This is a genomic window from Bacillus paramycoides, from assembly GCF_038971285.1.
Lineage (GTDB): Bacteria > Bacillota > Bacilli > Bacillales > Bacillaceae_G > Bacillus_A.
Genome location: NZ_CP152427.1, coordinates 1842588 through 1858148, shown reverse-complemented (window position 1 = coordinate 1858148; position 15561 = coordinate 1842588). Strand labels below are relative to the sequence as shown.

At 34.2% G+C, this 15561-nt stretch carries 15 protein-coding genes and 1 other annotated feature (1 of these 16 cut by a window edge); of the genes, 4 read left to right on the top strand and 11 right to left on the bottom strand.

Going from position 1 to position 15561, the window contains the following annotated elements:
- Positions 1-156, bottom strand: a binding site (T-box leader) (it extends 76 nt beyond the left edge of the window).
- Positions 157-391: 235 nt separating this feature from the next.
- Positions 392-1030, bottom strand: coding sequence for a pyridoxamine 5'-phosphate oxidase family protein (locus tag AAG068_RS09595; protein WP_342719089.1), 639 nt, complete (start codon positions 1028-1030; stop codon positions 392-394).
- Between the two features lie 81 nt (positions 1031-1111).
- Here AAG068_RS09595 and AAG068_RS09590 point away from each other — a divergent pair, with 81 nt between their 5' ends.
- A complete protein-coding gene (locus AAG068_RS09590; RefSeq protein WP_342719088.1) occupies positions 1112-1720 on the top strand; it encodes an NUDIX hydrolase in 609 nt (202 codons plus the stop codon).
- A gap of 51 nt (positions 1721-1771) precedes the next feature.
- On the opposite strand, the gene AAG068_RS09585 is transcribed toward AAG068_RS09590, so the two are convergent.
- The 5 genes from AAG068_RS09585 to AAG068_RS09565 form a co-directional block, all read right to left on the bottom strand.
- The gene (locus tag AAG068_RS09585; protein ID WP_342719729.1) at positions 1772-2107 is read right to left on the bottom strand and encodes an SdpI family protein; all 336 of its coding nucleotides are present in this window, start codon (positions 2105-2107) and stop codon (positions 1772-1774) included.
- A 72-nt stretch (positions 2108-2179) separates the two neighbouring features.
- Positions 2180-3007 (bottom strand): peptidoglycan-N-acetylglucosamine deacetylase, encoded by an 828-nt coding sequence (locus AAG068_RS09580; RefSeq protein ID WP_342719087.1) that lies wholly within the window; start codon positions 3005-3007, stop codon positions 2180-2182.
- 117 nt (positions 3008-3124) lie between these two features.
- Positions 3125-3997, bottom strand: a complete 873-nt coding sequence (locus AAG068_RS09575; protein WP_342719086.1) for an aminoglycoside 6-adenylyltransferase — start codon at positions 3995-3997, stop codon at positions 3125-3127.
- 133 nt (positions 3998-4130) lie between these two features.
- Positions 4131-4802, bottom strand: a complete 672-nt coding sequence (locus AAG068_RS09570; protein WP_342719085.1) for an O-methyltransferase — start codon at positions 4800-4802, stop codon at positions 4131-4133.
- A gap of 147 nt (positions 4803-4949) precedes the next feature.
- Positions 4950-5669 carry a 3-ketoacyl-ACP reductase gene (locus tag AAG068_RS09565; RefSeq protein WP_073518693.1) on the bottom strand — a complete coding sequence of 240 codons (720 nt, stop codon included), beginning with the start codon at positions 5667-5669 and terminating at the stop codon, positions 4950-4952.
- 196 nt (positions 5670-5865) lie between these two features.
- Here AAG068_RS09565 and AAG068_RS09560 point away from each other — a divergent pair, with 196 nt between their 5' ends.
- On the top strand, positions 5866-6453 hold the full coding sequence (locus AAG068_RS09560; protein WP_342719084.1) for a DUF3139 domain-containing protein: 588 nt from the start codon (positions 5866-5868) through the stop codon (positions 6451-6453).
- Positions 6454-6477: 24 nt separating this feature from the next.
- Here the strand turns inward: AAG068_RS09560 and hitS are convergent, their stop codons facing one another.
- From hitS to AAG068_RS09545, 3 genes are all read right to left on the bottom strand, one after another.
- Positions 6478-7551 (bottom strand): envelope stress sensor histidine kinase HitS, encoded by a 1074-nt coding sequence (gene hitS, locus AAG068_RS09555; protein ID WP_342719083.1) that lies wholly within the window; start codon positions 7549-7551, stop codon positions 6478-6480.
- On the bottom strand, positions 7548-8225 hold the full coding sequence (hitR, locus tag AAG068_RS09550) for an envelope stress response regulator transcription factor HitR (RefSeq protein WP_342719082.1): 678 nt from the start codon (positions 8223-8225) through the stop codon (positions 7548-7550). The genes hitS and hitR overlap by 4 nt, the downstream gene beginning before the upstream one ends.
- Before the next feature lie 88 nt (positions 8226-8313).
- Positions 8314-10074: an ABC transporter ATP-binding protein gene (locus AAG068_RS09545; RefSeq protein ID WP_342719081.1), complete on the bottom strand. Its 1761-nt coding sequence runs from the start codon at positions 10072-10074 to the stop codon at positions 8314-8316.
- Positions 10075-10313: 239 nt separating this feature from the next.
- On the opposite strand from AAG068_RS09545, the gene AAG068_RS09540 reads away from it, so the two are divergent.
- Positions 10314-11078: an alpha/beta fold hydrolase gene (locus AAG068_RS09540; RefSeq protein WP_078419651.1), complete on the top strand. Its 765-nt coding sequence runs from the start codon at positions 10314-10316 to the stop codon at positions 11076-11078.
- 99 nt (positions 11079-11177) lie between these two features.
- Here the strand turns inward: AAG068_RS09540 and entFM are convergent, their stop codons facing one another.
- Together entFM and AAG068_RS09530 are read right to left on the bottom strand one after the other, a co-directional pair.
- Entirely contained in the window at positions 11178-12440 is a 1263-nt protein-coding gene (gene entFM, locus AAG068_RS09535; RefSeq protein WP_342719080.1) for an enterotoxin EntFM, read from the bottom strand.
- Positions 12441-13224: 784 nt separating this feature from the next.
- Positions 13225-14178, bottom strand: a complete 954-nt coding sequence (locus AAG068_RS09530) for a D-alanyl-D-alanine carboxypeptidase family protein (RefSeq protein WP_342719079.1) — start codon at positions 14176-14178, stop codon at positions 13225-13227.
- A 261-nt stretch (positions 14179-14439) separates the two neighbouring features.
- On the opposite strand from AAG068_RS09530, the gene AAG068_RS09525 reads away from it, so the two are divergent.
- Entirely contained in the window at positions 14440-15426 is a 987-nt protein-coding gene (locus tag AAG068_RS09525) for a S66 family peptidase (protein ID WP_342719078.1), read from the top strand.
- Positions 15427-15561: the final 135 nt, after the last annotated feature.

Below are 15561 nucleotides of genomic sequence, written 5' to 3'. Positions count from 1 at the left end.
AGATAACGGCTGATTCCGTCAATAATTACTAGATTACTCGTTCACTATTGAAGTTCAAAGGTGGTAAAATCATTTCTCGTGTTAGGAAGCTCACACCCTTGGCTTCCCTCTCTGTAAACCGTAAAAATGATTTCATGTCCTTATCGTTACTTTTTCGTTCATGTCTATTTGTTAATTTATTATAGTTATCAACTTTTTAAAAAGCAAGCCTATTTTTACTAACTATTTTCAAAATCATTTTTTATTATATTTTACAATAACATTATGCCACTGCCAATCGATTTACCTATTTTGTTGTTTTTCCTCCTTATAAATCAACGGTTCATATATAAATATCCCATTCTAAAATGTGTACATATCCACCTTACAAAACTATATAAATAAAACTTTTTTAATACAATCTTTTCGTATAACTTTCTTCTAAAGAACGTGCAACATCTTCTTCAGAAGTATTTACTTTCGCATGCTCCAGCAACATTTTTGCTGCTGAAGGTAATTCTTTTTTATTCAACCAAGATTCTGGATCCCACATTTTCGAACGAATAAAAGCTTTTGCACAATGAATGTAGCATTCCTCTATTTCAACAACAATTCCAAGTAGCGGATTGCGTCCATTTGCCTGCATTTCTTGCAAAATTTCTTCGTCGTTTGTTATATACGCTCGGCCATTTATTCGGAGTGTCTCCCCAAGACCAGGAATAAAAAAGAGTAATCCTACACGTGGATTTGAAATAATATTTAAAATGGAGTCTATACGGCGGTTCCCTGGTCTTTCTGGAATAATAATTTTATTATCATTTAATACATAAACAAATCCAGGAGCATCTCCTCTCGGCGAAGCATCGCACTCTCCTAATTTATTTGCAGTAGATAATACTAGAAAAGGAGATTTAGACAGAAAATCTACGCAATGATAGTCTAATGATGAAATAACCTTTTTCAAAGCTCTCTCACTTGGTTGCCCTAATATTTTCCGTAATTCTTCCTCTGTTGAAATAATCGATTTTATTTCCGCGCTCTCTATCCCCACTTATACCCTCTCCTTTTTCTTTATTTTTCCAAAATTCAATACAAATATTGTATAATATAATTTGTAGAAAGGGGAATTTAAATGACAGAGTGGTTAAGAATATTTGATACTGAAAAAAATATACTTGGGAAGAAATTACGTGATGAAGTGCATCGTGACGGTGATTGGCACGAAACATTTCATTGTTGGTTTGTAGAAAAAGATGATGAAGATATGTTTTTATATTTCCAATTACGTTCTAAAAATAAAAAAGAAGCTCCAAACATTTGGGATATTACTTCAGCCGGACATATTATGCATGATGAAGATGTACAAAGTGGCGGTCTTCGTGAAATTGAAGAGGAATTAGGGCTTTCTTTCCAAACGACTGATTTAGCATACAAGGGCATCTTTAAAATAGATTATGAAATTTCAAATCTTACGGATCGCGAGTTTTGTCATATGTATTTCCACAATGTCATCAATCCACTTCCATTCGCACCAGGTGAAGAAGTAGACGATGTGATGAAAGTACATGCAACTTCATTTCTACAACTATTTAAAAGAGAGATTTCATCTTTTACAGCTACTTCTGTTTTGAACAATAAACTGATAACGATAACTTTTGATGATATTTATCCATATAATCTTGCATACTATGAATTTGTTGTTGAACAAGGAAAAGACTTACTAGAAAATAATAGTTTATAAATAAAATAGGACTCCTAGCATTATATTGCGTGGAGTTCTATTTTTTCATTATTATTCAAGTATTTTTAATCTACTCTCTACTCGCATAAATAAACGAATGATTAATAACAGCATAATCACCATAATCGCTATCATTGTATGTGGATATCTAAACAGTATACTAACAACACTTCCAATTAACATCATGATGAATCCGTTTTGCTTCATCACTTCTGCACTATACCTATTACCTGCATCCCATAATTCTTTATTTTTCATAGATCGTTTCGTACAATAACCATATGCCGCATTAATATCGGTCGGTGGATTTTTTTGAAGGACAATTGCCGCAAGTATAAATATAATACCTATTAAAATACTCATTCCTATGTTTATTAGTGCATACATCAATTATATCCCCTCCTAACCTACAGCTTCATTATACGACACAATCCTGTTTTTTCCAATTTAACAACACATTCACTTCCGCTCTTTCGATGTTTGGAACATACTTGGCAGCGTTACAAAGCGTGCCCCTTTCGTTTTTAACTGCGGAATGATTTTGTCTAATGCATCTACAGATCCTTGTAAATGCCCACCTGGTGTTGAATGCTGAAGGATAACACTTCCAGGAAATGAATTCCCTAACACATTATTTGTAATTGTATCAGCGCTTACGCCTTTCCAATCAACTGTATCAACACTCCACTGTACAATCATAAAATTTTGCTCTGTTGCCCACTTCAATTGATTTTCAAGTATTTCACCGTACGGTGGACGAATAAACTTCGGTGCATAACCAGCTAAACGATTTAATATTTCTTCTGTTTTTATAATTTGATTACGGTACTCAGCATCATTTACTTTCGCTAAATTCGGATGGCTATACGTATGATTACCAATTACATGCCCTTCATTCGCAATACGTTTTACTACATTCGGAAACTTTTCTGCATTTTCACCAAGCAAGAAAAAAGTAGCTTTTACATTATGTTGTTTTAACTTATCTAATATTTTGGGCGTGAATTCTAAATCCGGCCCATCATCAAATGTAAGAGCGACTTCCGCTTTATTGTACGGTCCTGAAAATGCGTACGCATATTTTTCGACCCAAGAAAATGGTGTCCACGATCCACGCTCATCTGCTTTCATCTGTACTTCATAATTTTGAGGGATATATGCGTATAGCAATGAGCTTATATAGTCTCCATAATAAAATGAGTGATATGGCATATAGGCGTACGAAACATCTCGTTCTAATCCCCATTGATATGGAGCAAACATTTGTGGCGAATAAAAATAATACATAATAAAAACCTCCCTAAAGTTTCATATGTGATTCCTCTGCACTTTGTTAGAGAAATTCCTATTCATGAACAAAAATAAGACTGTCCGTCATTTGGACAGTCTTACTGCTTACTATTATTAATAAATTGATGTACTATCTTTCGGCAAAGTTTTCACATGTTTTAAATAACTTGTCACTCTGTCATCATCACCTTGCGGGTACTGATATCCATAAGCGTTAGCAATTTCGTTCGCCACTTCCCTAAATAAATTACCCATGACAAAGAATGATTCCCATATGTTTTCATATTCTGCATCAGAAAATGTCCTTTTAAATTGCTCCCACATATCTCCTTCAAAATATTGCTCAAAATGCTTTCCAAATTTACCTGCATTAACTGTAAAGTCTGTTTTCATACCAATATGCCATTCTAGCATTACGATGAACATATCTCGCACCGGACCATCAAGCATTCCTTTTGCATAAGAAAGTTCCTCTCTCCATAACCCTTTTGCCACATTCGTACTACACCACCAAAATTCATTACAGCAGTCCAAAAACTCTTTTTCTGTAGGCTTTTTTATTAAGTAATCCTTATCGCTTGCTGGCAGGAATTCTTCCATACAATTATCTTTATCAAGAAGCAATTTACTTAAACTATCTTGTCCAACGAAATTATTTATTAATTCAACTGGAACTAGTGTTAAATCAATCCGATTCCCATCCATGAACTGCATTAAATACGGAAACTTCCCGTCTCCATCTGGTGGAACTAATGACATTTCCTCTGGCATTTGTACAATCATTATTGCTCCAAATCTATGAATCCAATTATGATTAGACGTAAAAGAGCGTATATCTTTTACAACATACATAATATCGTAGTCTTGAAAACAGTCTCTTTTCATAATTGGATTTACACGTGATCCATTCATGATGACAGCTCGAATTCTTTCATCCTCTTTTGCTGTATTCATAATTAAGTCTATCATTTCTTTTTCAGTTCTCATCTATCCCTAACCTCCAATTTTTAATATAAACTTCTATTTCCAAGTACGTTGGAGGTCCACGAGCTAACTGTGTTGCACACAATATATGTTATAATTTTTGAAATTTCTTTTTCATCCCTTTTACCTCCTCACATCACCCTTTTACGACTGCCATGACAAACCCATCGTATCCTTTACTTCCGACAGTTTGAAGTGCAGTAGCACTTACACGTGGCTCTGCAGCTATTAATTCATAGAAACGACGTATCCCTTGTACGCGAGGGTCATTACTCGTATTGTCAATAACTTCTCCTTCACGTACTACGTTATCCCCAATAATTACAGTACCAGGGCGTGATAGCTTGAGTGCCCATTCAAAATAAGCAGGGTTATTTTGTTTATCGGCGTCTATAAAGATAAAATCAAATGGTTCATACTTCTCATTTTCTATTTTCTGTAAAGAATCTAAACCTAATCCTGTTCGCACTTCAATTTTATCATTCAAATTGGCACGCTCAATATTGCTACGCGCAATTTCAGCATGCTTTTCACTTGCTTCCAATGTAACAACTCGGCCTCCAGATGGTAAGCCCATTGCAAGCCATATCGTACTATACCCGCCTAGAGTACCAATTTCCAAAATATTTCGAGCTCCCTGAATTTGCACTAATAGTTGCAAAAACTTCCCTTGCGTTGGCGATACATCGTGTGCTGGTAAATTAGCTGCAGCGTTTACTTGAAGAACTTCTTCTAATGTAGAATCTTTCGGTATTAATACATCACTCACATATTGATCAACAACCGTCCATTTCTCAATCGTACTCATGTAAATACTATCCCTTCAATTTTTCAATACTTTTCTATCATCCACATTTAATTATAACGAAAATTCTGTCTTATATACAAAAAATAAAGAAGGGACATCTCCTCCATTACAAAATAGATGTCCCTTCTTTATTTAGAAATTTAATTCTTATGGATTAGTAGACCAAAGTCCTGCTGATTTAATAAATGTACGTTTATTTAATTTCAGCTGCGCTACGATAAATTCTGCAATATCTTCTGCTTGCATTACTTTATCAGGGTTTCCATCAGTTAATCCTAAATCTACAGCCATATCAGTTGCTACTGTACTTGGAGTTAAAGCTGTTACACGAATGTTATGTTTGCGAACTTCCATCGCTAACGATTCTGTTAAGCCAAGGACACCAAATTTAGAAGCACTATATGCACTTGTTACAGGTGCACCTTTTTGTCCTGCTGTAGATGAAATGTTAATGATATCACCAGATTGTTGTTCAATCATGCTTGGTAAAGCTGCGCGAGTTGCATAGTATACACCCATTAAGTTTACTTGAATGATTTTTTCCCAATCAGCAACGTCTAGTTCTAAAAACTTACCGAACTTAGAAATACCAGCGTTATTAATTAAAATATCGATAGATCCTAAACCATTTTTTAACGTTTCAATTGCATTTGTTACCTCTTCATATGAAGATACATCAGCAGTTGCAATAACAGCTTTTACGCCTTCTGCTTCTACTTCTTTCGCTACAGCTTTTAAGTTTTCTTCTGAGCGAGCTAAAAGTCCTACATTTACGCCTTCTTTCGCTAATGCAATCGCTACAGCGCGACCAATCCCTCTACCTGCTCCTGTAATTAAAGCATTTTTGCCTTGTAATAATTCTGCCAAGTATAACACTCCTTAATCATTTCAGTTATATATTATATTAAAATTGTATCTATGTTTATGTAAAAAGGCAATGATGCACTTTCATGTGCGTAGGTTACTTGTAGGTAACTATAGAAAGTTTTTATTTATAATTCTCATGTTTTCGCCATAATTCATGTAAAATAAAAATAAATTCCACATAGGAGAATGTATGTGTATGAAAAGAAAAAAATGGTTCTTGCCACTAACTGCAGTCGGACTATGTATCATATTTTTAGCTATGTACTTTATATTTGGTAATCCACTACATTATAAAGTAATAGAAAAAGATACTAACGAATATCTCCATACTATAAAAGGATATAAGCAAAAAGAAATACAAAGCATAACCGGAAAATATACTCTTCTTTATAATATCGGCTATTATGCGGAAGTCGTATATAAAGACGAACCTTATTTTACATACTCTTATACATACGATAATAATAATAAAATAATACAAGACAACGGCATTTTAGGAAGACATACTGAGTCATTTGAAAATCTTAATTTAAACTGGTCATTGTTTGACGAGTTAGTAGACGGTATTCATACAAACTTGCAAGAAAGAGGTTTAAGTGAAAAGAAAGATTATTCTATACGCCATGTTCAATTCGTTGATATCGATGATGATAAAAACGGTGCAGAAGCATACGTTGACTTTAAGAAAGATACAGCATCAGACTACTCATACCGTATGAATAACGAAGGAAAAGCTTATCAATATAGTTGCAGTAACGGGAAATATGTGTTTAAAGAGAAATAGTGTTAGAAGGGTTTCCTCCTAACACTATTTCTCTTCATAATTCGGAATACAAACTATAAATTCCGTCCCATTCCCTTCCTCACTCTCGACTTTTATTACTCCTTGATGAAGGTCGAGTACCTTTTTTACAATAGCCAAGCCTAAGCCACTTCCTCCATAAGCACGATTGCGTGAAGAATCTGCTTTATAAAAACGTTCAAAAATATGTTGTTTCTGTTCTTCTGATATACCAATTCCCGAATCGCGAATACGTACTTCCACTACTTTCTCATGCTTTTGTAACTGGATTGTAATTGTGCCGCTACTTGGAGTAAATTTAATACTATTATGAATTAAATTAATCCAAACTTGACTCATACTTTCTTGGTCAGCAGTTATTTGCACTTTTTCTAAATCAAGGTCTAATTCAATTTCTTTCTCAGCCCAAAGCGGTTCACTATTTAATACAATTTGTTTTAACTGTTGATCTAATCGATAAGTTACTCTTTCTGGTGTATACTCTTCCGACTCTAAAAGAGTGAGTTTCAGTAAATTTTGACTTAGTTTAGATAATCTCGTCGTTTCTGTTTCAATAATAGTAAGATAATGCTTTCTTTTTTCCTCGGAAAGATTGTTATCTTGTAGCGCTCTAGCAAATCCTTTTATAGACGTTAATGGTGACTGTATTTCATGAGAAACATTCGACACAAATTCCTGACGCATTTTCTCCATCGCATTTAGTTCATCTGTCATATCATTTATACTTTTTACGAGTACACCAATTTCTCCATCATACTTTTCTTCATTTCGTATTTTTACGGAGAAGTCCCCTTTCGCAATTTTTTGTATCGGTTCAATAATTGTCCAAATCATTGCCTGTCGTTTTGGCCTCATTAATACTGCAATTAATATCCAAAGAAGAATCATAAATATAAAACTGAGTACGTCACTAATGAGATACGTAACAAAAGGTGATAGATTTATTTCAAGCGCATCTATTATACTGGATGATACATAAAATGCTGTAGACCAAATTATCGTGAGAAAAGAAAAGAGCGCTATGATCGCTCCCGTTACTTTCAACATCTTCAACTTACTCATGTGTTTTCTTTTTCTCATTTACTTACCTCTAAGCGATATCCTAAACCTCTTATTGTTTTAATACTAAATTTCGACTTCTCTTCTTGAAACTTCTCACGTAACCGATTTATATGAACATCTAGTGTACGTTCATTTCCTTCAAAATCATATCCCCATACATCTTCAATTAATTGCTCTCTCGAACACGTTCTTCCTGCCTTAGAACCTAAAGTAAAGAGCAATTCGAATTCTTTTAGCGGTAACGTAACCGTCTGTTCTTCAATTGTAACTTCAAATGTTTTGCGATTTAACAGTACATTTCCAACTTGAATCGATTGCGACACTGTAATTTGGTAACGTTTCAATAAAGCCTTAACTCTCACTACTAATTCTATCGGATCAAATGGTTTTACAAGATAATCATCCGTGCCAAGGTGAAATCCTTTTACTTTTTGAGACGTTTCCCCTTTAGCAGTTAACATCAAAATCGGAATATCATAGTACTTCCTTAATTCAAAGCATAAATCGAATCCATCCATATTCGGCATCATAATATCAAGAATAACCATATCGACTTTCACTTCATCTATTTTCTGAAGTGCATCTAGTCCATCAATTGCTTCATATGTTTGAAATCCTTCCCGCTCTAAAAAAACAGAAACAAGTTCTCTAATATGTGGGTCGTCATCTACTATTAAAATTTTTGGTATCAAAGAACCATCTCCTTTCTACGTAGCCATCTTTTATATAACTTTTAAAAATGAATCATCAGCGGAGTATAAGCCCCACTGATGATTCATTTTATAATGCCGCCTCTTTAATTTTCAATTGTTGCGTTGCAAATTCACGATACATATCATGCGTCTGTAATAATTCATCATGCGTACCACTTCCTGTAAGATTCCCTTTTTCTATAAAGATAATTTTATCTGCATCTACAACCGTAGAAAGTCTATGTGCAATAACTAACGTTGTTCTCCCTTTCATTAAGTTATTTAACGCCTTTTGAACGACGGACTCGGACTTACTATCTAAACTTGAGGTTGCCTCATCTAACATAAGAATTTGCGGGTTTCGAAGTAACGCTCGGGCAATCGCAATTCGCTGTCTTTGTCCTCCAGAAAGCTTCACACCACGTTCTCCGACTTCTGTTGCATATCCATTCGGTAAGTCATGAATAAACGCATCAACATATGCCATCGCTGCTACTTTTTCAATTTCTTCATCTGTCACTTCGCCCTCAACACCGTAACAAATATTATCACGAATCGTTCCATCAATTAACGGACTATCTTGTGATACGTAACCGATTTGACGTCGCCATGATTGTAGTGAATAATTCTTAATTGAGTCTTTTCCTAATTTAATAGCACCGCTAGTTGGCTCATAAAAACATTCTAATAATGAGAATAACGTCGTTTTCCCGCTACCACTTGGTCCTACGATTGCTGTTACTTTTCCTGATTCAATTGTGAAATCAATATTCTTTAACACTTTCTCTTCTTCGTTATACTCGAAATATACATTTTCAAGAACGATTGGCTGCTTAGCATCTGTAACCTTCACACCAGTTTCATGATCTTCTACTTCATATTCTAAAATTGTATTAATTCTTTCCGTTGCACCAATTGCCTTTTGAAATTGTGTAAAGAACATAGATAATTGACTCATCGGCATTATAATTTGAACTAAATATAAAATAAACGCTACAAGTTCACCTGTAGTTAATGCACCGCTAGAAACACGCATTCCACCATACCCTACGATAATAACAAGCAATGCCATTAAAACAAACGACATCACTGGTGAAATTAACGCTTGCACTTTACCTTCTTTCAAACCAAATTGCAATAGCTTTTCAATACCTTTATTTCCCGTTTCATATTCCCTTTTTTCTGTGTTCGAAGATTTTACTAAACGAATTTCTGATAATACTTGCGTTAATACACTAGTAAACGAAGCCGTTTCATCTTGAAGTGCTTTTGAAATCTTATACATTTTTCGTCCAAGCGGAACTAAAATGAGTACCGATAATGGAATAACTGTTAAAAGTAAAAGTGTCATTTTCCAATCTAAAACAAATAATACAATTAAAGATCCGACAATTGAAATACCGCCTGTTAATAAGTTTGACAAATGCTCAGAAATTAACGTTTTCACAACTCCTGTATCATTTGTCATACGACTAATTGTATCTCCTGTTCTATTTTGATCATAATAAGTTACCGGTAAAATAAGCACCTTGTTCCACAAGCGTTTTCTCAGTCCAGCTACAATCTTCTGTCCAATATAATTTAATAAATATATAGACAATCCTGCAGCTATAGTTTGCATAATAAAGAATGCAACTAGCCCAACAATTTGTCCTGTGCTAATTGACGAAAGTGAAAAATTATCTACTAATCCTTTCGTTAACATCGGAATAAATAAACTCGCTCCTGTAGAAAGCAAACTCATGAATAACGCAAAAATTAATATCCCTTTTGGAGGATTTGTATCTTGAATAAGGCGTAAAAACTGCCTCCAGCTCCCTTTTTTCTTCATTTCATTTTTAACTTCCATTACGTTCATCTCCTCGTGTTAAACCAAACTGTTCTTTCTAAAAGTAGAATACAATACGAATGTAAACTGAATGTAAACACACCTTTTCTGTTTTTACAAAATATACATACAAACATATCTTTACAACAGATATAAACATCTGATATTATTACCTAGTGCTAAATATTATTCTATGTGAATGATAAATAATCAATTTACAATACTATATAAATCTCCCGTTATTGAAAGGAGTATCCTTTTTGCAAACAAATATACATTCCGAAAAGGAAACAATTATTTTTATTCATGGATTAGTCGGCAATCGTCGTGCCTTCAAAAAAGAGCATAAACGATTTTCCGCCTCTTACAACGTTATTACTTATGACTTATTAGGTCACGGCGATGATAAAGGAGAAGCTATCGAATTTTCATTACAGCGTCTCGTAGATCAATTATTGAATTTATACGAAAAAGAAGGCATTAAAAAGGCTCATATTTGCGCTTTAAGCTACGGCTGTTATATCTCTACTATTTTTGCACAAATGCATCCAGAAAAAGTTTTGAGCATTTGTCATATTGGTGGACATTATAATAACCCTTCCATTTTATATAACGTATTTCAAAAATTTTGGGAGAAGCGAGGAGACGATTACTCTAAATGGCTCTCTCAATACGCAAATACCATTTTTCCAAGTGGCATACTAAAAGCAAATCCGTTCGCAGTCATTTCAAGAAATATTTATTACCGTTTCGGATTGCAATTACATTCATCAATTATTGCCCAATCATTACGACACCGATTAGAATTCGATTTGAAATCTAAATTAAAATCACTTCCCCACCCTATTCTATGGGTAATGGGTGAACATGATCATCTCTATAAATCTTGCCTTTTTGATTTAAAGTCTATTCTTCCAAACGTTTTATATAAAGAAATACCGCTTGCAGGACATGCAGCTAACTTGTTTCGTCCCAACTACTTTCACGACCTATACGCTCGATTTTTAAATGGGAAGTTACAGTAAAAACTACTACATTCCCAATTTATCCAACTATAAAAAGGCTTCCCAAGTTTCCCTGGAAAGCCTTTTCTCTATACGAAAAGTATATAAAAATACTTTTTCTTAGTATGCTTTTGTGTAACCTAATAGGTGCTTGCTCCAGTAAGAGTTGCTTACAGAACTAATACGTACACCAGTTGCATCAGTTTCTGCACTAATGAACTGACCGTTTCCTAAGTAAACGCCCATGTGAGAAGGACCTGATTTATAAGTATTTTGGAAGTATACTAAATCACCTGGTTGTGGATTGCTAGTTTTTGTTTTAGAGCTCCAGTATCCAGCAACTGTTTGACGAGCGCCTTTATGACCAGTTTGATTTAATACGTAGTGAATGAATCCACTGCAGTCAAAACCAGCAGGTGTTGTACCAGCAGTTCTGTATGGTGAACCATTTAAAGATCTAGCGAATCCAGCGATTGAAGATGTATCTCCACCTGTTGATGGTTTTTGTACGTCTTTACCTGGTTGTTGAACGTTATTCGTAACGTTGTTTACTCCGCCTTTTACAAACTTAACGAAGTCTGCACTTACGTAACCTGTGCGGCCGTTATGGTTAATTTTGTACCAACCATTTTCAGCGCCAGTAACGTTTAATACTGTACCGTTTGTTACACCACCGATTACAGCGTTGTATGTAGCTGGGCCTGTACGTACTTTTAATGCACCAGTGTTAACAACATAAGAACCACCAGTTTGAACTGTAGTAGTATTGTTGTTTGTAGTTGGTTGTTGTGTTTGGTTAGATACAGCAGAACCACCTTTTGTTACGAAGTCTTTGCTTACGTATCCAGTTCCACCATTGAAGTTGATTTTAAACCAATCTTGTACTTCTCCAACAACTTGTACTGTTTTACCTTTATTTACAGAGCCTAATACTGTATGAGATGCACTTGGGCCTGTACGTACGTTTAGTGAAGAAACGTTTACTGTGTAAGTACCAGTTCCTTGTTGAACAGTAGTTCCTGTTTTACTACCAGTCGTTACGAAGTCACCACTTACATAACCAGTTTGGCCGTTTACAGTTACTTTGAACCAACCGTTTTCTTGTCCAATTACTTGTAGTACTTGACCTGATTTCACTTTAGAAATCACGTTATGTCCTGTACCAGCACCTGAACGAACATTTAATACATCAGCAGTTACTGTGTATTTTAAGTCTGATTTTGTTTCTACAGTTTTTGTTTCAGTTACAGTCGTTTGATTTTGAGTTTGTCCATTAATTTCTTTTAGCGCCTCGTTTGAAACTTGTGCCTGAGCAGAATCCATACCTGGAACTGCAACACCCACTACAGAAGCTGCTGCTAAACCTGCAATTACTTTTTTCATAAGTTGTCTTTACTTCCTTTCCCTACTATCCTCTTAAAAAAATTTATAAACTTAATACTTTACAATATTATCAAAGTAAAATATTCATTAAGTTCCATTTTTTAACAAGAGTTTTATTTTTCACACAGAGTTCATTTTAAACGAATGAAGTGAATTTCGTGTGAACTTCATGTGAACTTTACCATTAAACTCACTATTTTTGCAATGCTTTTTTCAAATTCCTTATGTATTTCATTGAAAATCCGACATTCTATTCATTATCTTAATATATACTTTCCTATCCACTCGGAAAATTCTATTAATCTAATACAATGCAAAGAATCTATCTCCTAGTAAAGTCACTCCTATGAAGCATACTCTTATCATGACAAAAAATGCTTTTTTTATCAATAGCATACTATTTTTAGAAAACTATTTTCGATACTATCTACCGCTTTTAAAAGATTTGACGATTTGTAAGATTTATCTTCAAAAATTCTGTTCTAATTTGACGAAAACACACATTCCGCTATCTATTTTTCACTAGCCATGGAATTTTAAGGATATTTATATTATCATATATATAGTAGTTTATTAATCCATACAAATTTTATTTACCCTATACTGAAACTAATCGAACTTTTACAAGTCGGTACATTGAATTTTAAGATGGAATTTTTATTACCCACAAATTTTTTACCTTTTTACTTTCTTAGTGCTAAAAAATAAAAGGCAATTTGTTGTTACCGATAGTAAGTAACAACAAATTGCCTTTCTTATATGATGATACAACTCAATATTTTACTTAATTAACTAAGTCAAACGCATAAGACATTAGCTTATTCGTCTCTGTAAAACGCTTCGTTTTACCTTTTGTTCCCATAACAACTGTAATAATACGAGTATCACCTTGTTTTGCTGTACCCGTAAAACAATACCCTGCGCTATCTGTGAATCCTGTTTTTAATCCATCTATTCCTTCTATATATAAAGCTTTATTATTTTTATTTAACATATCATTTGTACTTATAACATTAATATTATTAAATGCTAACTGACTTTGACGTAAGTGAGTCACTTCTAATATTTCTGGGTAATCTTTTATAAGATGATACGCCAAGTTTGCTACATCACCAGCCGTCATTTTTGTTTCACTTCCATCTGGCTCTTGTAATCCAGAAGCATTTGCAAATTTAGCATGTTCCGACATTTTTAACTGTTTCGCTTTTGCATCCATAAGCTGAACGAAATCTTTCTCCGATTTTGCCATATGTTCTGCTAAAGCCACAGCTGAATTATTAGCTGACTCAATCATTAATGCATGATATAAATCTTTAACAGTTAATGTGTCATTAACTTGTACTGGGATTCTCGCTCCCTCTGTTTGTGCCGCCTTCGCACTCATTTTAACTGGATCTTCCCAGCGAACTTTCCCGTTATGTATACTCTCTAGTAGGAGATATGCTGTCATCATCTTAGACATACTAGCCGGTGCAAAAGCTTCATTTTCATTATATTGATAAATAATATCTCCATCACTCGCATCGATAATCATAGCCGCTTTTGCGTTAATTTCTGGTGGGATGTACTTTGGCGGGACTACTTTTTCAGTAAATCCTGCTTTAGGTAGTTCTGCCACTTGCAAAGGTTGTCCCTCTACATTCGCTACGCTCTTTTGATTTCCTTGGAATAAGAACCAACATATCCCTAAAATAATGAATAATAGGACTGTCATCCTTCCCCATCTTAACCGATTCATTTCAAAACTCCTTTAGCAAACCTTTTATACACTCACATTTAACCTTAACAATAATTCCTTTATACAGTCAAGGCAAAAAGGTATATTTATTCATATACAACAATGATTATTTTAATTTATTTATGGTAAACTTACAATATCGAAACGTAAGAATATTCAATAATAAAATCTCGTAAATAAAGCGAAACTTTAATCAGCTCCACCAATCGGGCTACCCGTCAAATAGCGTGATAAACTATTTAATAGAAGGGATTCATACAAATGCTACTTCCAAAATCATTAAAATATGGAGACACAATTGGGATCTATTCCCCTTCCTCACCAGTAACCTACACTTCTCCAAAAAGATTTGAACGAGCAAAATCTTACTTACAACAGAAAGGGTTTCATATATTAGAAGGTTCATTAACAGGTCGATATGATTTCTATCGTTCGGGTAGTATACAAGAGCGTGCTGACGAACTGAATGCTTTAATAAGAAATCCTAATGTTTCTTGTATCATGTCAACAATTGGTGGCATGAATTCAAATTCAATATTACCTTATATTGATTATGATGCTTTTCTAAATAACCCTAAAATAATGATTGGGTATTCAGATGCAACTGCTTTATTACTAGGAATTTACGCCAAAACAGGCATCCCTACATTTTATGGACCAGCTCTCGTCCCTTCTTTTGGCGAATTTGAACCTTTTGTTGATTGCACATACAAATATTTTGCTGAAACTTTACTACATGATCATTCTCTTCCTTATCATATAAAACAACCATTATTTTGGTCAGATGAATTTATTAATTGGGAAGAAAAGACGAAGGAGAAAGAACTTCGACCAAACGATTGGATTTCAGTAATTGACGGAAAAGCTACTGGACGTATTATTGGTGGGAATTTAAACACGATACAAGGAATTTTTGGTAGCCCTTATATGCCACATATTCAAGAAGGTGACATTCTCTTTATTGAGGACAGTTCAAAAGATGCAGCTACTATTGAAAGAAGCTTTTCATTCCTTAAAATTAACGGTGTATTCGATAAAATTTCAGGTATCATTCTTGGAAAACATGAGCAATTTGATGATTGTGGTACAAATCGAAAACCTTTTGAAATACTGTTAGAAGTACTTCAAAATCAAAGAATTCCTTTTCTAGCTGACTTCGATTGTTGCCATACACATCCAATGATCACCATGCCTATAGGTGTTCAAGTAGAGATGGATGCAACAAATAAAACGATACATATTGTATAATCTTGGAAAAATGAATACATGGCTTCTATTGTTTTACAATAAAAGCCATGATACTATATAATTCGGAATGTGAAAGATTAAACTAAATACGTTCCAATATCTATCATTGGAAAAATTAGGTATAAATATATACTT

What these genes read in the sequence shown, in the direction of transcription:
- AAG068_RS09590 (WP_342719088.1), top strand. Translation starts at nt 1,112, where the DNA reads ATGACAGAGTGGTTAAGAATATTTGATACTGAAAAAAATATACTTGGG.
- AAG068_RS09585 (WP_342719729.1), bottom strand. Translation starts at nt 2,107, where the DNA reads ATGTATGCACTAATAAACATAGGAATGAGTATTTTAATAGGTATTATA.
- AAG068_RS09580 (WP_342719087.1), bottom strand. Translation starts at nt 3,007, where the DNA reads ATGTATTATTTTTATTCGCCACAAATGTTTGCTCCATATCAATGGGGA.
- AAG068_RS09575 (WP_342719086.1), bottom strand. Translation starts at nt 3,997, where the DNA reads ATGAGAACTGAAAAAGAAATGATAGACTTAATTATGAATACAGCAAAA.
- AAG068_RS09570 (WP_342719085.1), bottom strand. Translation starts at nt 4,802, where the DNA reads ATGAGTACGATTGAGAAATGGACGGTTGTTGATCAATATGTGAGTGAT.
- AAG068_RS09560 (WP_342719084.1), top strand. Translation starts at nt 5,866, where the DNA reads ATGAAAAGAAAAAAATGGTTCTTGCCACTAACTGCAGTCGGACTATGT.
- hitS (WP_342719083.1), bottom strand. Translation starts at nt 7,551, where the DNA reads ATGAGAAAAAGAAAACACATGAGTAAGTTGAAGATGTTGAAAGTAACG.
- AAG068_RS09545 (WP_342719081.1), bottom strand. Translation starts at nt 10,074, where the DNA reads ATGGAAGTTAAAAATGAAATGAAGAAAAAAGGGAGCTGGAGGCAGTTT.
- entFM (WP_342719080.1), bottom strand. Translation starts at nt 12,440, where the DNA reads ATGAAAAAAGTAATTGCAGGTTTAGCAGCAGCTTCTGTAGTGGGTGTT.
- AAG068_RS09530 (WP_342719079.1), bottom strand. Translation starts at nt 14,178, where the DNA reads ATGAATCGGTTAAGATGGGGAAGGATGACAGTCCTATTATTCATTATT.
- AAG068_RS09525 (WP_342719078.1), top strand. Translation starts at nt 14,440, where the DNA reads ATGCTACTTCCAAAATCATTAAAATATGGAGACACAATTGGGATCTAT.